This window comes from Bacillus sp. GW823-FHT06A11 (assembly GCF_058795355.1).
The window spans coordinates 380,207-394,055 of the sequence record NZ_JBXAHS010000003.1 but is presented as its reverse complement, the minus strand read 5'-3'; the positions used below and the strand labels follow the sequence as shown (position 1 = coordinate 394,055).

General features: G+C 34.0%; 15 protein-coding genes and 1 pseudogene. 11 read left to right on the top strand and 5 right to left on the bottom strand.

All coding sequences use genetic code 11. The features are described 5' to 3' along the window. Nucleotides 1-16 precede the first annotated feature (16 nt). From dapA to AC1Q8L_RS16165, 4 genes are all read left to right on the top strand, one after another. Nucleotides 17-913 carry a 4-hydroxy-tetrahydrodipicolinate synthase gene (gene dapA, locus AC1Q8L_RS16180; RefSeq protein WP_086387401.1) on the top strand — a complete coding sequence of 299 codons (897 nt, stop codon included), beginning with the start codon at nt 17-19 and terminating at the stop codon, nt 911-913. 17 nt (nt 914-930) lie between these two features. Then, nucleotides 931-2,415 carry an aldehyde dehydrogenase family protein gene (locus tag AC1Q8L_RS16175; RefSeq protein WP_000920979.1) on the top strand — a complete coding sequence of 495 codons (1,485 nt, stop codon included), beginning with the start codon at nt 931-933 and terminating at the stop codon, nt 2,413-2,415. A 130-nt stretch (nt 2,416-2,545) separates the two neighbouring features. Beyond that, nucleotides 2,546-4,036 carry an alanine/glycine:cation symporter family protein gene (locus AC1Q8L_RS16170; RefSeq protein WP_000429515.1) on the top strand — a complete coding sequence of 497 codons (1,491 nt, stop codon included), beginning with the start codon at nt 2,546-2,548 and terminating at the stop codon, nt 4,034-4,036. Nucleotides 4,037-4,108: 72 nt separating this feature from the next. Beyond that, nucleotides 4,109-4,501, top strand: coding sequence for a carboxymuconolactone decarboxylase family protein (locus tag AC1Q8L_RS16165; protein WP_001999958.1), 393 nt, complete (start codon nt 4,109-4,111; stop codon nt 4,499-4,501). Nucleotides 4,502-4,598: 97 nt separating this feature from the next. On the opposite strand, the gene AC1Q8L_RS16160 is transcribed toward AC1Q8L_RS16165, so the two are convergent. After that, the gene (locus AC1Q8L_RS16160) at nt 4,599-5,240 is read right to left on the bottom strand and encodes an HD domain-containing protein (RefSeq protein ID WP_086387400.1); all 642 of its coding nucleotides are present in this window, start codon (nt 5,238-5,240) and stop codon (nt 4,599-4,601) included. Between the two features lie 105 nt (nt 5,241-5,345). On the opposite strand from AC1Q8L_RS16160, the gene AC1Q8L_RS16155 reads away from it, so the two are divergent. From AC1Q8L_RS16155 to AC1Q8L_RS16140, 4 genes are all read left to right on the top strand, one after another. Then, nucleotides 5,346-5,849 (top strand): GNAT family N-acetyltransferase, encoded by a 504-nt coding sequence (locus AC1Q8L_RS16155; RefSeq protein WP_001245255.1) that lies wholly within the window; start codon nt 5,346-5,348, stop codon nt 5,847-5,849. Between the two features lie 246 nt (nt 5,850-6,095). Then, a complete protein-coding gene (locus AC1Q8L_RS16150) occupies nt 6,096-6,761 on the top strand; it encodes a lytic polysaccharide monooxygenase (protein ID WP_000742277.1) in 666 nt (221 codons plus the stop codon). Between the two features lie 160 nt (nt 6,762-6,921). Continuing rightward, nucleotides 6,922-7,851 carry a manganese-dependent inorganic pyrophosphatase gene (gene ppaC / locus AC1Q8L_RS16145; protein ID WP_000416871.1) on the top strand — a complete coding sequence of 310 codons (930 nt, stop codon included), beginning with the start codon at nt 6,922-6,924 and terminating at the stop codon, nt 7,849-7,851. A 101-nt stretch (nt 7,852-7,952) separates the two neighbouring features. Further along, nucleotides 7,953-9,599, top strand: coding sequence for a M3 family oligoendopeptidase (locus tag AC1Q8L_RS16140; protein WP_086387399.1), 1,647 nt, complete (start codon nt 7,953-7,955; stop codon nt 9,597-9,599). 28 nt (nt 9,600-9,627) lie between these two features. Here the strand turns inward: AC1Q8L_RS16140 and AC1Q8L_RS16135 are convergent, their stop codons facing one another. After that, a complete protein-coding gene (locus AC1Q8L_RS16135) occupies nt 9,628-9,816 on the bottom strand; it encodes a DUF4017 family protein (protein ID WP_000789485.1) in 189 nt (62 codons plus the stop codon). 238 nt (nt 9,817-10,054) lie between these two features. Here AC1Q8L_RS16135 and AC1Q8L_RS16130 point away from each other — a divergent pair, with 238 nt between their 5' ends. The 3 genes and pseudogenes from AC1Q8L_RS16130 to AC1Q8L_RS16120 all read left to right on the top strand — a co-directional run bounded on the left by AC1Q8L_RS16130 (nt 10,055) and on the right by AC1Q8L_RS16120 (nt 11,156). After that, entirely contained in the window at nt 10,055-10,504 is a 450-nt protein-coding gene (locus AC1Q8L_RS16130) for a DUF6884 domain-containing protein (protein WP_000824876.1), read from the top strand. A gap of 208 nt (nt 10,505-10,712) precedes the next feature. Beyond that, nucleotides 10,713-10,787, top strand: a pseudogene (locus AC1Q8L_RS16125) (N-acetylmuramoyl-L-alanine amidase C-terminal domain-containing protein); the annotation flags it as partial. Between the two features lie 186 nt (nt 10,788-10,973). Beyond that, on the top strand, nt 10,974-11,156 hold the full coding sequence (locus tag AC1Q8L_RS16120; RefSeq protein WP_110496811.1) for a hypothetical protein: 183 nt from the start codon (nt 10,974-10,976) through the stop codon (nt 11,154-11,156). Here the strand turns inward: AC1Q8L_RS16120 and AC1Q8L_RS16115 are convergent. The 3 genes from AC1Q8L_RS16115 to AC1Q8L_RS16105 form a co-directional block, all read right to left on the bottom strand. Next, a complete protein-coding gene (locus tag AC1Q8L_RS16115; protein WP_098311774.1) occupies nt 11,151-11,603 on the bottom strand; it encodes a hypothetical protein in 453 nt (150 codons plus the stop codon). The two genes, AC1Q8L_RS16120 and AC1Q8L_RS16115, sit on opposite strands and share 6 nt — an antisense overlap. Before the next feature lie 135 nt (nt 11,604-11,738). After that, nucleotides 11,739-12,095: a hypothetical protein gene (locus AC1Q8L_RS16110; RefSeq protein WP_000606231.1), complete on the bottom strand. Its 357-nt coding sequence runs from the start codon at nt 12,093-12,095 to the stop codon at nt 11,739-11,741. Nucleotides 12,096-12,259: 164 nt separating this feature from the next. Next, nucleotides 12,260-12,883 carry an acetylglutamate kinase gene (locus AC1Q8L_RS16105; RefSeq protein WP_140337043.1) on the bottom strand — a complete coding sequence of 208 codons (624 nt, stop codon included), beginning with the start codon at nt 12,881-12,883 and terminating at the stop codon, nt 12,260-12,262. Nucleotides 12,884-13,849: the final 966 nt, after the last annotated feature.

The window sequence follows — 13,849 nt, the reverse complement described above, 5'->3', positions numbered from 1 at the left end:
ATAGGGAGAGATAAATATGCAAAAAATTAAAGGGGCATTTCCAGTATTAATAACACCGATGGATGAATTTCAGGAAATTAATTGGGATGGGGTAAAACAAAATGTAAATTACTTTATCGAACAAAAGGTTGCAGGTATTATCATTAATGGAAGTACAGGAGAGTTTGTAAGTTTATCAAAAGAAGAACGATTTAAAATGGTAGAAACTGTGTTGAAAGAAATTGATGGCCGTATTCCAGTCATTGTTGGAACTGCAGCAGAGACCACAAAAGAAACAATTGAATATACGAAACATGCAGAAGCGCACGGAGCGGATTGTACATTAATTATAAACTCTTACTATTGTAAACCGAAGGAAGAGGAGATTTATTTTCATTTTAAAGAAATCTCAAACTCTGTAAATATACCAATTATGCTATACAATAACCCATTTACTTCTGGTGTCGATATGAGTACAGAGCTAATGCTCCGTATTGGAAAAGAGTGTGAAAATGTTACGCATATTAAAGAATCTAGCGGAGATATTCGAAAAGCGAGAGATTTAGTAAGACAAAGTGAAGGGGCTTTCCAAGTCTTCTGTGGTTCTGAAGATTTAGTTATGGAATCATATTTAGTTGGTGCTTCGGGATGGGTTTCAGTAGCAGGAAATATCGTTCCCGGTCTCGTTACAAAAATGTATGAGCATTTTCAAAATGGTGAATTAGAAAAGGCGTGGGAAATAAACGATGCTATTTTACCACTTTGCGAGTTTCTTGAAGGATCAGGGAAATATGTTCAAATCGTTAAACGTTCCATGGAATTACATGGGCAAGCGGGAGGACCTTCTCGCTATCCAAGACTAGGATTAACTGTTGACGAAGATCAAAAGCTTCAAACGATTTTATCAAATATTGCAGCTCATGCAGCTGTTTAAATAAGGAGGAGAACATAATGTTAAAGACAAATATTGAGCTGAAACCAAAAGTGGAAGCGTTTTTAAATGAAGAAATTAAAATGTTTATTAATGGCGAATTTGTTTCTGCTATTGGCGGAAAGACGTTTGAAACATACAATCCAGCAACAGAAGATGTTCTAGCAGTCGTATGTGAAGCGCAAGAAGAGGATATTGATGCTGCAGTAAAAGCAGCAAGATCTGCATTTAAATCTGGTCCGTGGGCAGAAATGACTACTGCTGAAAGAGCGCATCTTATTTATAAGTTAGCAGATTTAATTGAAGAACATAGAGAAGAATTAGCGCAACTAGAAGCTTTAGATAATGGAAAGCCATATCAAGTAGCACTTGATGATGATATTTCAGCGACTGTAGAAAATTATCGTTATTACGCAGGATGGGCTACAAAAATTATTGGGCAAACAATCCCAATTTCAAAAGATTACTTAAATTACACGAGACATGAACCTGTAGGTGTTGTAGGTCAGATTATTCCGTGGAACTTTCCGCTCGTTATGTCTTCTTGGAAAATGGGAGCTGCACTGGCGACAGGTTGTACGATCGTATTAAAACCAGCAGAGCAAACACCTTTATCCTTACTATATACAGCAAAACTCTTTAAAGAGGCTGGATTTCCAAACGGTGTTGTAAACTTTGTACCAGGCTTTGGTCCTGAAGCAGGAGCAGCAATTGTAAATCATCATGACATTGATAAAGTTGCTTTTACAGGATCTACTGTTACAGGAAAGTATATTATGCGTCAGTCTGCAGAAATGATTAAGCATGTAACGTTAGAGCTTGGCGGCAAATCACCAAATATCATTTTAGAAGATGCGGACTTGGAAGAAGCAATTAATGGTGCATTCCAAGGTATTATGTATAATCATGGTCAAAATTGTAGCGCAGGATCACGTGTATTTGTTCATCGTAAACATTATGAAACTGTAGTAGATGCACTTGTGAAAATGGCGAACAACGTAAAACTTGGAGCAGGTATGGAGAAAGGAACGGAAATGGGTCCACTCGTATCTAAGAAACAACAAGAGCGTGTGTTAAATTACATTGAGCAAGGGAAGAAAGAAGGTGCTACAGTTGCGGCTGGTGGCGAACGTGCGCTTGAAAAAGGTTATTTCGTTAAACCAACTGTATTCACAGATGTTACAGACGATATGACAATCGTTAAGGAAGAAATATTTGGACCAGTTGTTGTTGTACTTCCATTTGATTCGACAGAAGAAGTAATTGAACGAGCGAACAACTCATCCTATGGCCTTGCTGCGGGTGTATGGACGCAAAATATCAAAACGGGTCATCAAGTGGCAAATAAATTAAAAGCAGGAACAGTGTGGATTAATGATTATAACTTAGAAAATGCAGCTGCACCATTTGGTGGATACAAACAATCTGGTATTGGCCGCGAATTAGGTTCATATGCGCTTGATAATTATACAGAAGTGAAAAGTGTTTGGGTAAATATAAAGTAATAGGGTGTTTTACTGACAAAAATTGAGGGATGAAATAATGAAAGATGCGGACAACTAGAAAGTTTGATAATAGTTGTCCGTTTTCTTATATACAAAATTGCTTTTCCAAAGAATGATAAGGGGGATTTGGATGGAGAATTTAGTAGAATGGTTAGTAGGGCAAGTGTGGAGTATCGGTTTAGTTGTTTTTGCATTAGGGGCAGGCGTATATTTCACGATTGCAACACGTTTTTTGCAAATTCGTTATTTTAAAGAGATGATTAAACTATTATTTGAAGGAAAGAGTTCCGAGACGGGAATATCATCTTTTCAGGCATTTTGTTTAGCCTTATCAGGAAGAGTTGGAATTGGTAATATTGCAGGGGTAGCGACAGCGATCGCTTTCGGCGGGCCTGGAGCTGTATTTTGGATGTGGGTAATGGCTTTGTTAGGGGCAGCGAGTGCGTTTGTTGAATCAACATTATCTCAAGTATACAAAAGTAAAGTAGGGAATGAATATCGCGGCGGTACTCCATATTTCATTGAGAAAGGTTTAAAAATGAAATGGTTTGCAGTCATTGTAGCGGTAGTTGTAACACTTTCATATGGCATGTTATTACCAGGTATTCAATCTAGTAGTATCGCAGTTGGATTCGAAAACTCTAATGGTATTAACAAATATATAACTGGTATATTTTTAGTCGTGTTACTAGCGGCAATTATTTTTGGTGGTGTAAAGAGAATTGCTGGCGTTTCTCAAATGCTTGTTCCATTTATGGCAATTGGTTATGTAATTGTTACATGTATCATATTAATTGCGAATGTAACGGAGATTCCAAGTATGTTTGCTTTAATTTTCTCTAGCGCATTTGGTGTAAATGAAATGTTTGGTGGAATTGTTGGTGCAGCTATTGCATGGGGTGTAAAACGTGCTGTATTTTCAAACGTTGCTGGTGTCGGAGAAGCGACGTATAGTTCGGCTGCTGCTGAAGTATCGCATCCTGCAAAACAAGGATTAGTTCAAGCGTTTTCCGTATATATCGATACAATTGTCGTATGTACAGCGACAGCTCTTATGATATTAATTACAGGTATGTATAATGTTATACCTGAAGGGAAAAGCGCTATTGTAAAAAACATAGGAAATGTGGAAGCAGGTCCAATTTATACGCAACAAGCAGTTGAAACTGTGATGACAGGGTTTGGTCCAATATTTATTTCAATTGCAATTTTCTTTTTTGCATTTACAACGTTACTCGCTTATTACTATATCGCTGAAACGACACTTACTTATTTAGATCGTCAATTGAAGTATGGCTGGTTAAAACCAGTTTTAAAATTTGGATTTTTAATTATGGTTTACATCGGTAGTGTTGAATCAGCGTCGCTTTTATGGAATCTCGGAGATTTAGGAATCGGTAGTATGGCATGGTTAAACTTAATCGCGATTCTATTATTAAGTAAAATCGCATTAAAAGTGTTAAAAGACTATGAAAGGCAGAAAAAAGAAGGGAAAGATCCAGTATTTAATCCTAAAAATGTGGGGATTGAAGGATTAACATTTTGGGAAGAAAGAAGTAAAGAGGTTGAAAGAAAAAGTTCTAGAGAAAAAGTTATTGTAGATGATAATTTAAAATTATAACGTAAATTAACTGAAAATTCTTAATTTAAAAGAAGGTATATTGCCTCCATTTCATCGCATACTACAATAGGTATGGATAATATGACTGGAGGGAATAAGATGGAACATGAGCAACATAGTTCGATAAATGATATTCTACATCATTATAAAGAAGGTATAGGTAGTTTTACAAATCAAATTCCTGAAATCGCTGAGACATATAATGCGTTCACGCAAGCTTGTTTTCAAGAGGGTGCTTTAACAAAAAGAGAAAAACAACTTATTGCATTAGGAATTAGTTTAGCAACGCAAGATGAGTATTGTACAATTTATCATACAAAAGGTTGTCTTGATCAAGGATGTTCGGATAAAGAGATTCTGGAAGCATGTGGTGTTTCAGCAGCATTTGCTGGCGGAGCTGCGATGAGTCAAGCGGTAACTTTAGTGCAAGAGTGTTTAACAGAACTGAAAAATCAAAAGCATTGAATAAAAAACGTTTTAAACTTTATGTTTAAAACGTTTTTTATGTGAAATTAAATTTGAGTATAAAAATTATCTAGGATGGGTTCAATTTGTATTCAATTTAATATTCTATATCTTCATAAATAGATTTTCCTACATCAGGAAGAATTGTGTATATACTCTTACCGATTAAAGCTTCTAATTCTTTCTTAATCGCATAAAACCCTTTCCAATGTAAAGATGTATGAGATGTTGTACCATGACGCAAACCAACGGAAATTAATCTTCTTTCCAGCGTAGTAAAGCCATCTGCGTCAGCAAGAGCGTCACAAAGAGTAATTACTTTATTATATAAGTCGTAGTTACTATGTTCATTCAATATTGCAACTAATCGGCTTTTCATATGGTCAGGAACGAGACTCCATTCCGCTGCGATATCTATATGTTCATTTTTACAGGGAAATGAGTGTGTCACACAAATAATGGCGTTTCCTGTATATCCTAAATCATTCATATACATATAACCATCATAGGAATGAATGACCGATTTGGTAAAACCTTTGTATCTTCCGATATCATGCAAAAGGGCAGCGTTATATGCTATGTCAGCATCTAGCTTGTACCCTTTTTTTATAAGTTCTATAATTATGTTTTCAGTTGCATGAGCAACATGTAGTGAATGTTCAAACCAAGGGCCCGGGTTTTGTTCATATGCCCATTTGAGTAATTCTTTTGCGTACGTTCTATCTAATAAATATTTCATATCGTTATCCTTTCAAAAAAAATCATATCTTAATATAAATTCATCTTATTATTTCATTATTCCTTCTTTAAAAATTGTTACAATGAAACAAAAGGGGGAAAAGTAATGCGAAATTTAGTAATTGAAGAAATTAAGAAACTAGAAAATGATATGGAAGAACTTTCGAAACTTTTGAAAATGGTTGTAAATGATGGGGCATCAATTGGTTTTTTGCCTCCACTGGAACAAAAAGACGCAACAAAGTATTGGCAAACAGTATTAGCGCCAGAAGTGATATTGTATGTGGCTAAAATAAACAACGAAGTAGCAGGGAGTATTCAATTACAATTAGTTACAAAGCCTAACGGAATTCATAGAGCCGAGATTTGTAAATTAATGACTCATCCAAACTTTAGACGTAACGGTATTGGACGATCGCTTATGCAAAAAGCAGAGGAACGAGCAAAGCAAGAAAACAGGTCTCTTTTAGTATTAGATACTAGAGAAGGAGATCCTTCCAATAAATTGTACAAATCACTAGACTACCAAGAAGTTGGAACAATACCAGGGTATGCAATTTCTCCGAATGGAAAGTTAGATGCTACGGTTATTTATTATAAAAACATTTAAGGTATAATCAAACGGGGAGAGTGCTTAATTATTAGTAAGTGAATAATAAACGACTATTTTTAACACAGTCTATATTTTTCTGGCGGTGTTAAAATAGTTAATTATAATCTAATTAACGCACTAAATGAATTTGAGAAAGTTTTTAGAGGGTTCTTTTAGTAATGATTCTCGTCTTATAATAAATGTAGAGAAGATGACTAGGCAACTATAGTTATTTTCGCTTTATTATTGGAAGGGGATGAAAGAATGAAAAAGAATAGTTTACAAAAGATGAAGAAAGTTATTTTAAGTGGTGGCGTATTACTTACGGGATTATTAACATTTGGATTTTCAGAAAAGGCTTCAGCTCATGGATATGTAGAATCACCAGCGAGCCGATCTTATTTATGTAAGCAAGGGGTAAATGTAAATTGTGGACCGATTCAATATGAACCACAAAGTGTAGAAGGGATAGGTGGATTTCCGCAACTAGGACCTTCTGATGGACAAATTGCAGGGGCTGGTCATTTTCCTGCGTTAGATGTTCAAACTGTAGATAGGTGGAAGAAAGTTACGTTAAATGGCGGAACGAATACATTCAAGTGGAAACTTACGGCTCCTCATAGTACAAAAGAGTGGAAATATTATATTACGAAAAAAGGTTGGAATCCAAATAAACCTTTAACGCGATCAGATTTAGATTTAGTGCCATTCTATGTGAAAAATGACGGTGGAGCTAGACCAGGGACAACAGTAACGCACGAAGCAAATGTACCAACTGACCGTAGTGGATACCATCTTATTTTAGCTGTTTGGGAAATTGCAGACACTGGAAATGCGTTTTATCAAGTTATAGATGTAAACCTTTTGAATAATGGCTTAGCTTCAAATTTCGCTTTTAACAACGTAGTGCAAACTCCTACACTATTTTAATTGAAACATATATTTCGATCATCTAATTCATTTTAGATGATTTTTTTTATGAAAATGATGAAAAATATAGAAGAAAGTGCAATTATTTATAAAAAAATATGCTTTAAATATTGTCATATTTGCTTCTTTAAGATATCCTTTTCATGAAGAGGTGGAAAACATGGAAAAAGTACTAGTTTTCGGGCATAAAAACCCAGATACAGATGCAATTTGTTCTGCAATTGCTTATGCAGAATTGAAAAAAGAATTAGGAATGAATGCTGAGCCTGTACGTTTAGGCGAAATCAGCGGTGAAACTCAATTTGCGTTAGACTATTTTAAAGTAGAAGGACCGCGTTTTGTTGAGACAGTAGCAAGCGAAGTGGACAACGTTATTTTAGTTGACCATAACGAGCGTCAACAAAGTGCTAACGATATCGAATCAGTTCGTGTGTTAGAAGTTATTGACCATCACCGTATTGCTAACTTTGAAACAAGCGATCCTATATACTATCGTTGTGAGCCAGTTGGATGTACAGCTACAATCTTAAACAAAATGTACAAAGAAAATGGCGTTACAATTCGTAAAGAAGTTGCAGGTTTAATGTTATCTGCAATTATTTCAGATTCTTTACTATTCAAATCTCCAACTTGCACAGAACAAGACGTAGCAGCTGCTCGTGAATTAGCGGAAATCGCTGGTGTAGATGCTGATAGCTACGGCTTAGAAATGTTAAAAGCTGGTGCTGACTTAAGCGGAAAAACAATGGAGCAATTAATCTCTCTTGACGCTAAAGAATTCCAAATGGGTAATGCGAAAGTTGAAATCGCACAAGTAAACGCTGTTGATACAAACGACGTTCTTGTACACCAAGCGGAACTTGAAAAAGTAATCTCTGCAGTAGTAGAAGAGAAAGGTTTAGACCTATTCTTATTCGTTGTAACTGATATCTTAACTAACGATTCTGTCGGTCTTGCGATCGGTAAAGCAGCAAACGTTGTTGAGAAAGCATACAACGTATCACTAGAAAACAACACAGCTACTTTAAAAGGTGTTGTATCTCGTAAAAAACAAATCGTACCAGTATTAACAGAAGCATTCCAAGCTTAATTTTATTGAGTACACATAAACAGCAAGGACAAGTAGTCAGATTGGCTACTTGTCCTTTTTTATCTCTAAAAAACAGAAAATTAAAAACGGGAGGATTGTGTATGTTGAATGATTTGGAGAGTAAATTACAGTCACTTTTAGAGCGAAATATTACGTCTGTTTCAGAATTAGAGAGCTGGCTTTCGGAGGAGCTGCGTTTAAACGCAGAAATAGAAGAAGAGTTAACGATCAATTTAATCGCTATGTATAGAGATACAAAAGATAGTAATATACGTGATATACATATGTATAACCAAAATGAAATTCAGCCACTTTTAAAAAGATACAATGCAAAATTTGACCAGAAATTTAGAGATTGTCCGTTTTCTGATTTATTAGATGAGCAGAAATATGGATTTATGAAAAAAGCAAGATTTGTGAAGAGTGAAATGTTTAATGAAAAGAACATAGCGCTTTCCGTTAAAGAGCAAGAACTTATTACGAAATATAGAGAAATAATGTCTAACATATCTATTAATTGGGAAGGCGAGCAAAAGACGTATGCATACGTAAAAGCAAGGATAGATAACCCAAATAGAGCTATTCGTGAAAAAGCTTGGTACGCTTTATGCGAAGCAAGAAGTATAGTAAAAATAGAAATAGATTGTATTATGAAGGAACTCGTACAATTGCGGAATCAGATGGCTTTAAATGCAGGGTTTAATAATTATAGTGAGTATGCCTTTAAACAAAAAAATAGAGATTACAGTATTGAAGATTGTTATAAGTTTCATGAGTCGATAGAAAAGTGTGTTGTACCAATTTGGAAACAGTTAGGAAGTCTTTTTAAAAAGAATCTTGATGTAAAAACGTATCGTCCTTGGGATCTTGCTCCTTGTAATTTGCAAAAATCTTCATTTGAAAATTACATTGATTTATTGGATGGGGTTGAAGAAATGTTTCGGAAGACAGATTCATGTTTTCATGAGGAATTTACTCATATAAGGGAAGCGGGATTAATTGACGTACAAGAACGGAAAAATAAAGCATCAGGAGCTGCTTGCTTTACCTTACCTCATAGTAAAGACGTTTTTATTTATTCTAATTTTAGTCCTTCATTTTATGCAATTCATGCATTAATACATGAATTGGGGCATGCATTACATTTTCATAAACAATTTAACAATGAAAGTAGTATGCAGGAAAGATACCTTCGTGAAGAGGTGGCGGAACTTTATTCCCTTAGCCTAGAGTTATTATTAATGGATAAGCTTACTATTTTTTATACGCAAGAGGATGATTATAAAGAAGTACAGCGAGTTCAATTATATCGTACTTTATCGTTATTAATATCGTCAGTTTCAGGAGATGTATTCCAGCACTGGCTTTATACAAATCCAAATCATTCACCAGAAGAGCGAGATGAGAAATATATTGAACTATGTAAAAGGTATCAATATTCATCAGTTGATATTGCAGGAGTAGAGAATGAAATTGGTTCTAGTTGGTTCGAGTCATTTCACTTTGTTCAGTTTCCTTTTTATAAAATTGAATATGCAATTGCGCAAATAGGAGCGATTCAATTGTTTCAAATTTATCGAGAGAATCCGGAACAAGCGATTACTTTCTTTAAAGAGGGAGCGAGTTCAGATTGGAATTTATCTATACAGGAAATATATAAAAATACAGGTGTTGCGTTTGACTTTTCGGAAGAAAGGATACAAAGTACTGCAAGGGCTATTTTAGATTTGATTAACGAATTAAAATAAGGATAGCGTTAGCTATCCTTATAATTGTTTATTCGTAAGATTTTTTCTTGTTTATATAAAATGTGATTATCGCAGTAATGAAGAAAATAGGTATCGCATACACTTGCCCAACAAATAACTTCCAGCCGACATAATTGTAGCCTTCAGATGCTGGGATGATAACGGAAATAACGCAAACGATAAAATAGACTAATAGTGCAGGGATAATATTTTTCATTTTTACGAACCTCCTTTTTAAATTCATTCGCACATCATAATATTACAATTTTTTTATTATTTTGAAGAAAAAAAGAAAAATTTTTATGGTATTATAATATTTGCATTGAGAGTGATCCTTAGTACTTATATGGTAAAATGTGTAATTAAAACTTTCAGAATTATTATATAGTATTTCGAGAGAAAAATGTACAAAATAATGGATTTTATTTATTGAAGTTAAGGGAGTAGAAATATATATGAAAAGGCTATGTATAATTCCATGTGGAAAAAAGAAAATTTGGGATAAGCATTCAAACTACGGACCGATGGAAGCAAAAGATGTATATATTAGTCCGTTCGGAAAAGCATGTCAGGCGTACGCATCCATGTTTTTCGAAAACTGGGTTATATTATCAGCGAAACATGGATTTTTAAGGCCAAATGATATTGTATTAAAAAACTATGATCTTGCATTTGATTCAAAAAGCGATGAGGTAATAAGTATAGAGAAATTACAAAAACAGATGGTAGATAAAAGTTTACTACAGTTTGACGAAATCGTCTTACTAGCAGGGAAGAAGCATAAAAAAGTAGTGACAAAGTTATATCCGGAAGAAATGATTACATATCCGCTAGAGGGGTGTAAAGGAATTGGGTATATGTTGCAGAGGTTAAAAGAGGCAGTGAAGGAGGAGGCGGAAATATAGGTATAGTTTCGGTCACCATGATCTTAAACTTTATTTAGGGAACTAAAAGTAAAATAGAGTTTTTAAGCATCGCCAAAAAGGTGATGCTTTTTTGTTCGTGTTACCATTCAAGTTAATACAATTTAGAGAATAAAGAATCCGATTTGTGAAGTGACATCTCTTTTTTAATCGAAAACGAATTGCCTTCACTTTTAGAAAATGTATGACGTATTGGTCTGGAAATATCGATAAATTTACAGCTTGGTTAGATTCACGTAAGTGGTACTATGAGTATGTGAGATAAGACTAATTATTATATAATCTTCTAACTCTACTTATGATATGGAGAAAATAGACTAATATACAAGCCTTTGTATACTTTCAAACATAGAATATGATGAATTCTATTTAGGAGGAAGTATATTCATGAGGAATACTTGTCATTGTGGGCATTCCCGAAATTGTAATAAATTTTGGGATGATTTAATGTTTGGGAGATGTAGATGTAAATGCAGAGATTTTCACGAATGTTGTTGCAAAGAGAAACCGAAATGTGAGTGTGAAAAATGTCATTGTAAAACAAAACCGAAATGCCATTGTAGGGATGAAGAGGAAGGGGATTAATAATAAAAAAGAGTACGATACGTACTCTTTTTTTTGGGGGGAATTATAATCCATCTTGAACAGATTTCTTTACAATTACCCATGTGTCTTTCTTTTTAACCGTTATAGCTACATTAGTTCCATTAGATTCCTTATAAAAGATATATCCATTGTTTGAGTTTACATATGTAACTGGTTCACCTATGCAATCTCGCGAGCAGGATTTGTTGACTAGTTCAATTAAGGATAGTTCACTTGGATCGTTTTTACTGGCTTCTATAACATCATCAAGGCTTGTTTTTCGATAACCTTGCAAGTTTATATGAAAAAGCTGCTCTATTTCTCCTGTAATGCTAGTATTCATTACTTCTACTGAATTCTTTTTTTCTTGAAGGAATCCGTTTTCATAAAGTAATTTTGTATATCCAATCCATGCTATTAACACTAGCATGAAAAACATACTCGTCAGTTTAAGTATTCGAAGTCGTTTGCTTATAATTGTTTCTGAGTATTTCATTCAGTCTAATCCTCCAATGTTTTTAATTTAAAATATGCTTGGATACATACTTTTAGAAGAGGATGAAAGTTAATGAGTTTTCAATAAAAAAGAAAACATCTAGAGTTAGATGCTTTCTTTTTTTTGTATTTTTCGCTATCTGTTCGTTACTTGTTTCATAAGTGGTCTTATTTCTTTAACTGGTGGTTTCTTATCATAGGCATCAACGTAAGAAAAGTAGTAGTTTAAGTTTCTTAGAAGACCTTTTCCTATTTTTGCACTTAAGAAAGGAAATACTTGTCCGGTATAATCATCGAGAGATTTACAGTAATATTTTTCATCTAAATATATACTGTATTTACATGTTAGTTCTACTAAAGGATTCCCTTCATCATCAAATACTTCTTTAGAATCAATAATATCTATTAGTGCAAATTTTTCATTTAAGTAAACTTTCTTTTTTTTCTCGTGTTTATTTGTAAGTATAAAAACGAGACCAATCGCGTTAATCAAACTATTTCCTCCTATAAAAAACGGATATTAATAAAATATATCGATATAAGCTAAATGTAAAGAGGAGAGGTGAAATATCATGGAGAGAAAACTAAATAAGCCGATTGGTGAGAGCTGATAATCAGTGGGGGATGAACAAACCCCTCACTGATTAAAGTTTCACTTTATTGAAAGACTTGCGGGAATTGTTTTACGATTGCGTTTGTTATCATGTCAGCCATTTCTAATGCTTCTTTTTCAATTCTATCGTAAAGTTTTACTCCTGCTTCATAATCTTTATTTAGGAAGGCAAGTGCTTCTGCTTTCGTTAGTGCTAAATGTTCATAAAACATTTTTCTAAATTCTTCTTTATCTATATATGGGTTGATACTGTTAAGAAATTCAATAATTGCGTCACCATTAGCGTACCATTTTTTCTCTATAGCGGCCGCTGCATTTTGATTACCAGCTTTTGCGGCTTTAACAAGATCCGCTGCAATTACTAAGTGATCTTTAATTAATGCACTATATTTTTTCACTGCATCCTCACCGTAAAATGGTTCAAGTGATAGTCCCATATGTGTTGCGTTTTGTAGAAGTCGTCCAACAGTAACATTAACATCTGGTAAATTAAATACTATACTTATAATAGCCAATCTCGTCCAAGCGACGTGTTGTTCCCATAAAGAACGCATATACCCTTTTAAAAAATTCTCATTTTTACTAATTCGGTAGTTCCGTACGGATAAATCATAGTTTACATAAGGGTTATGGTAGGGGGAGTAATACGATTGCCAATAAGAATACATAAATAGTAACACTCCTTTGAACATGTATAACTCAAAGTATGATGAAGATTTATTTTTAGTTACGTGTCCTAGATTATTTTTAGGGAATTTGAAATGGAGAAATTCAATGAATGGTGTTGTGGTATATATGAATAAATTGAATATAAAGTAAAAGAGGGTCTGTAAGGGAAGTTGCAGACCCTCAAAAGGGTATTGCCGAGATGTCGGACTCGACTACGTAATGTTATCATAAAATTCTTTTGAAAAAACCTGGTAAATGTGTCCAAATGAAATTGGGACCTTCATACAGTCAAAGGGACCTGCTTCCCGCGGCAGGCCCCAATAACTAGATAATGTCGATGAGCAAAAAACTCATCTGGAGTACTTTTATAGTAACAAGTAAAATGTGTTTTGTGTATTGAGAAAGAAGAATTGCATAATTATATGTGAACAATTTAGATCCCAACAATTTATGATTATCATTAATTGTTGGGATCTAAATATGGTTATAAAATGGAGAAAAGACTTAGAAGTGAGATCGAGGTACACAGAAGTATGTAATCATGAAAAAGACCTGCTAATATAAGCAGGTCAACTTAAGGGGTTTATCCAACAGATTATTATATATGGTAACAACTGAATTGTAGTAAGTCTATACATTTAATATTGAGAAAAATTCTGTGAATGATATATTTTTTGCACATATATTAACGTCTAAAAAGTTGAGAAAGAAAATTAAAAAGCTTTTTATAAGAGAATAATGGCTGGTACTTATAGTATGATTCATATTTCCACGCATCATTATTAGAGAATTGGAGTTTTTGTGTTTTCGTTTTTGCCTTGATGGAACTCATATTACGATGTTTCATATAGTAACCTCCTGAATTTATATGTATACGATTAGTAGTATTCAAGAAAGGGAAATAAAATGAACATTTAAATTGAAACTCTTTCTTCTTGTGTACTGGATTTACGTTATAAATGTTG

What these genes read in the sequence shown, in the direction of transcription:
- dapA (WP_086387401.1), top strand. Translation starts at nt 17, where the DNA reads ATGCAAAAAATTAAAGGGGCATTTCCAGTATTAATAACACCGATGGAT.
- AC1Q8L_RS16175 (WP_000920979.1), top strand. Translation starts at nt 931, where the DNA reads ATGTTAAAGACAAATATTGAGCTGAAACCAAAAGTGGAAGCGTTTTTA.
- AC1Q8L_RS16170 (WP_000429515.1), top strand. Translation starts at nt 2,546, where the DNA reads ATGGAGAATTTAGTAGAATGGTTAGTAGGGCAAGTGTGGAGTATCGGT.
- AC1Q8L_RS16165 (WP_001999958.1), top strand. Translation starts at nt 4,109, where the DNA reads ATGGATAATATGACTGGAGGGAATAAGATGGAACATGAGCAACATAGT.
- AC1Q8L_RS16160 (WP_086387400.1), bottom strand. Translation starts at nt 5,240, where the DNA reads ATGAAATATTTATTAGATAGAACGTACGCAAAAGAATTACTCAAATGG.
- AC1Q8L_RS16155 (WP_001245255.1), top strand. Translation starts at nt 5,346, where the DNA reads ATGCGAAATTTAGTAATTGAAGAAATTAAGAAACTAGAAAATGATATG.
- AC1Q8L_RS16150 (WP_000742277.1), top strand. Translation starts at nt 6,096, where the DNA reads ATGAAAAAGAATAGTTTACAAAAGATGAAGAAAGTTATTTTAAGTGGT.
- ppaC (WP_000416871.1), top strand. Translation starts at nt 6,922, where the DNA reads ATGGAAAAAGTACTAGTTTTCGGGCATAAAAACCCAGATACAGATGCA.
- AC1Q8L_RS16140 (WP_086387399.1), top strand. Translation starts at nt 7,953, where the DNA reads ATGTTGAATGATTTGGAGAGTAAATTACAGTCACTTTTAGAGCGAAAT.
- AC1Q8L_RS16135 (WP_000789485.1), bottom strand. Translation starts at nt 9,816, where the DNA reads ATGAAAAATATTATCCCTGCACTATTAGTCTATTTTATCGTTTGCGTT.
- AC1Q8L_RS16130 (WP_000824876.1), top strand. Translation starts at nt 10,055, where the DNA reads ATGAAAAGGCTATGTATAATTCCATGTGGAAAAAAGAAAATTTGGGAT.
- AC1Q8L_RS16115 (WP_098311774.1), bottom strand. Translation starts at nt 11,603, where the DNA reads ATGAAATACTCAGAAACAATTATAAGCAAACGACTTCGAATACTTAAA.
- AC1Q8L_RS16105 (WP_140337043.1), bottom strand. Translation starts at nt 12,883, where the DNA reads ATGTATTCTTATTGGCAATCGTATTACTCCCCCTACCATAACCCTTAT.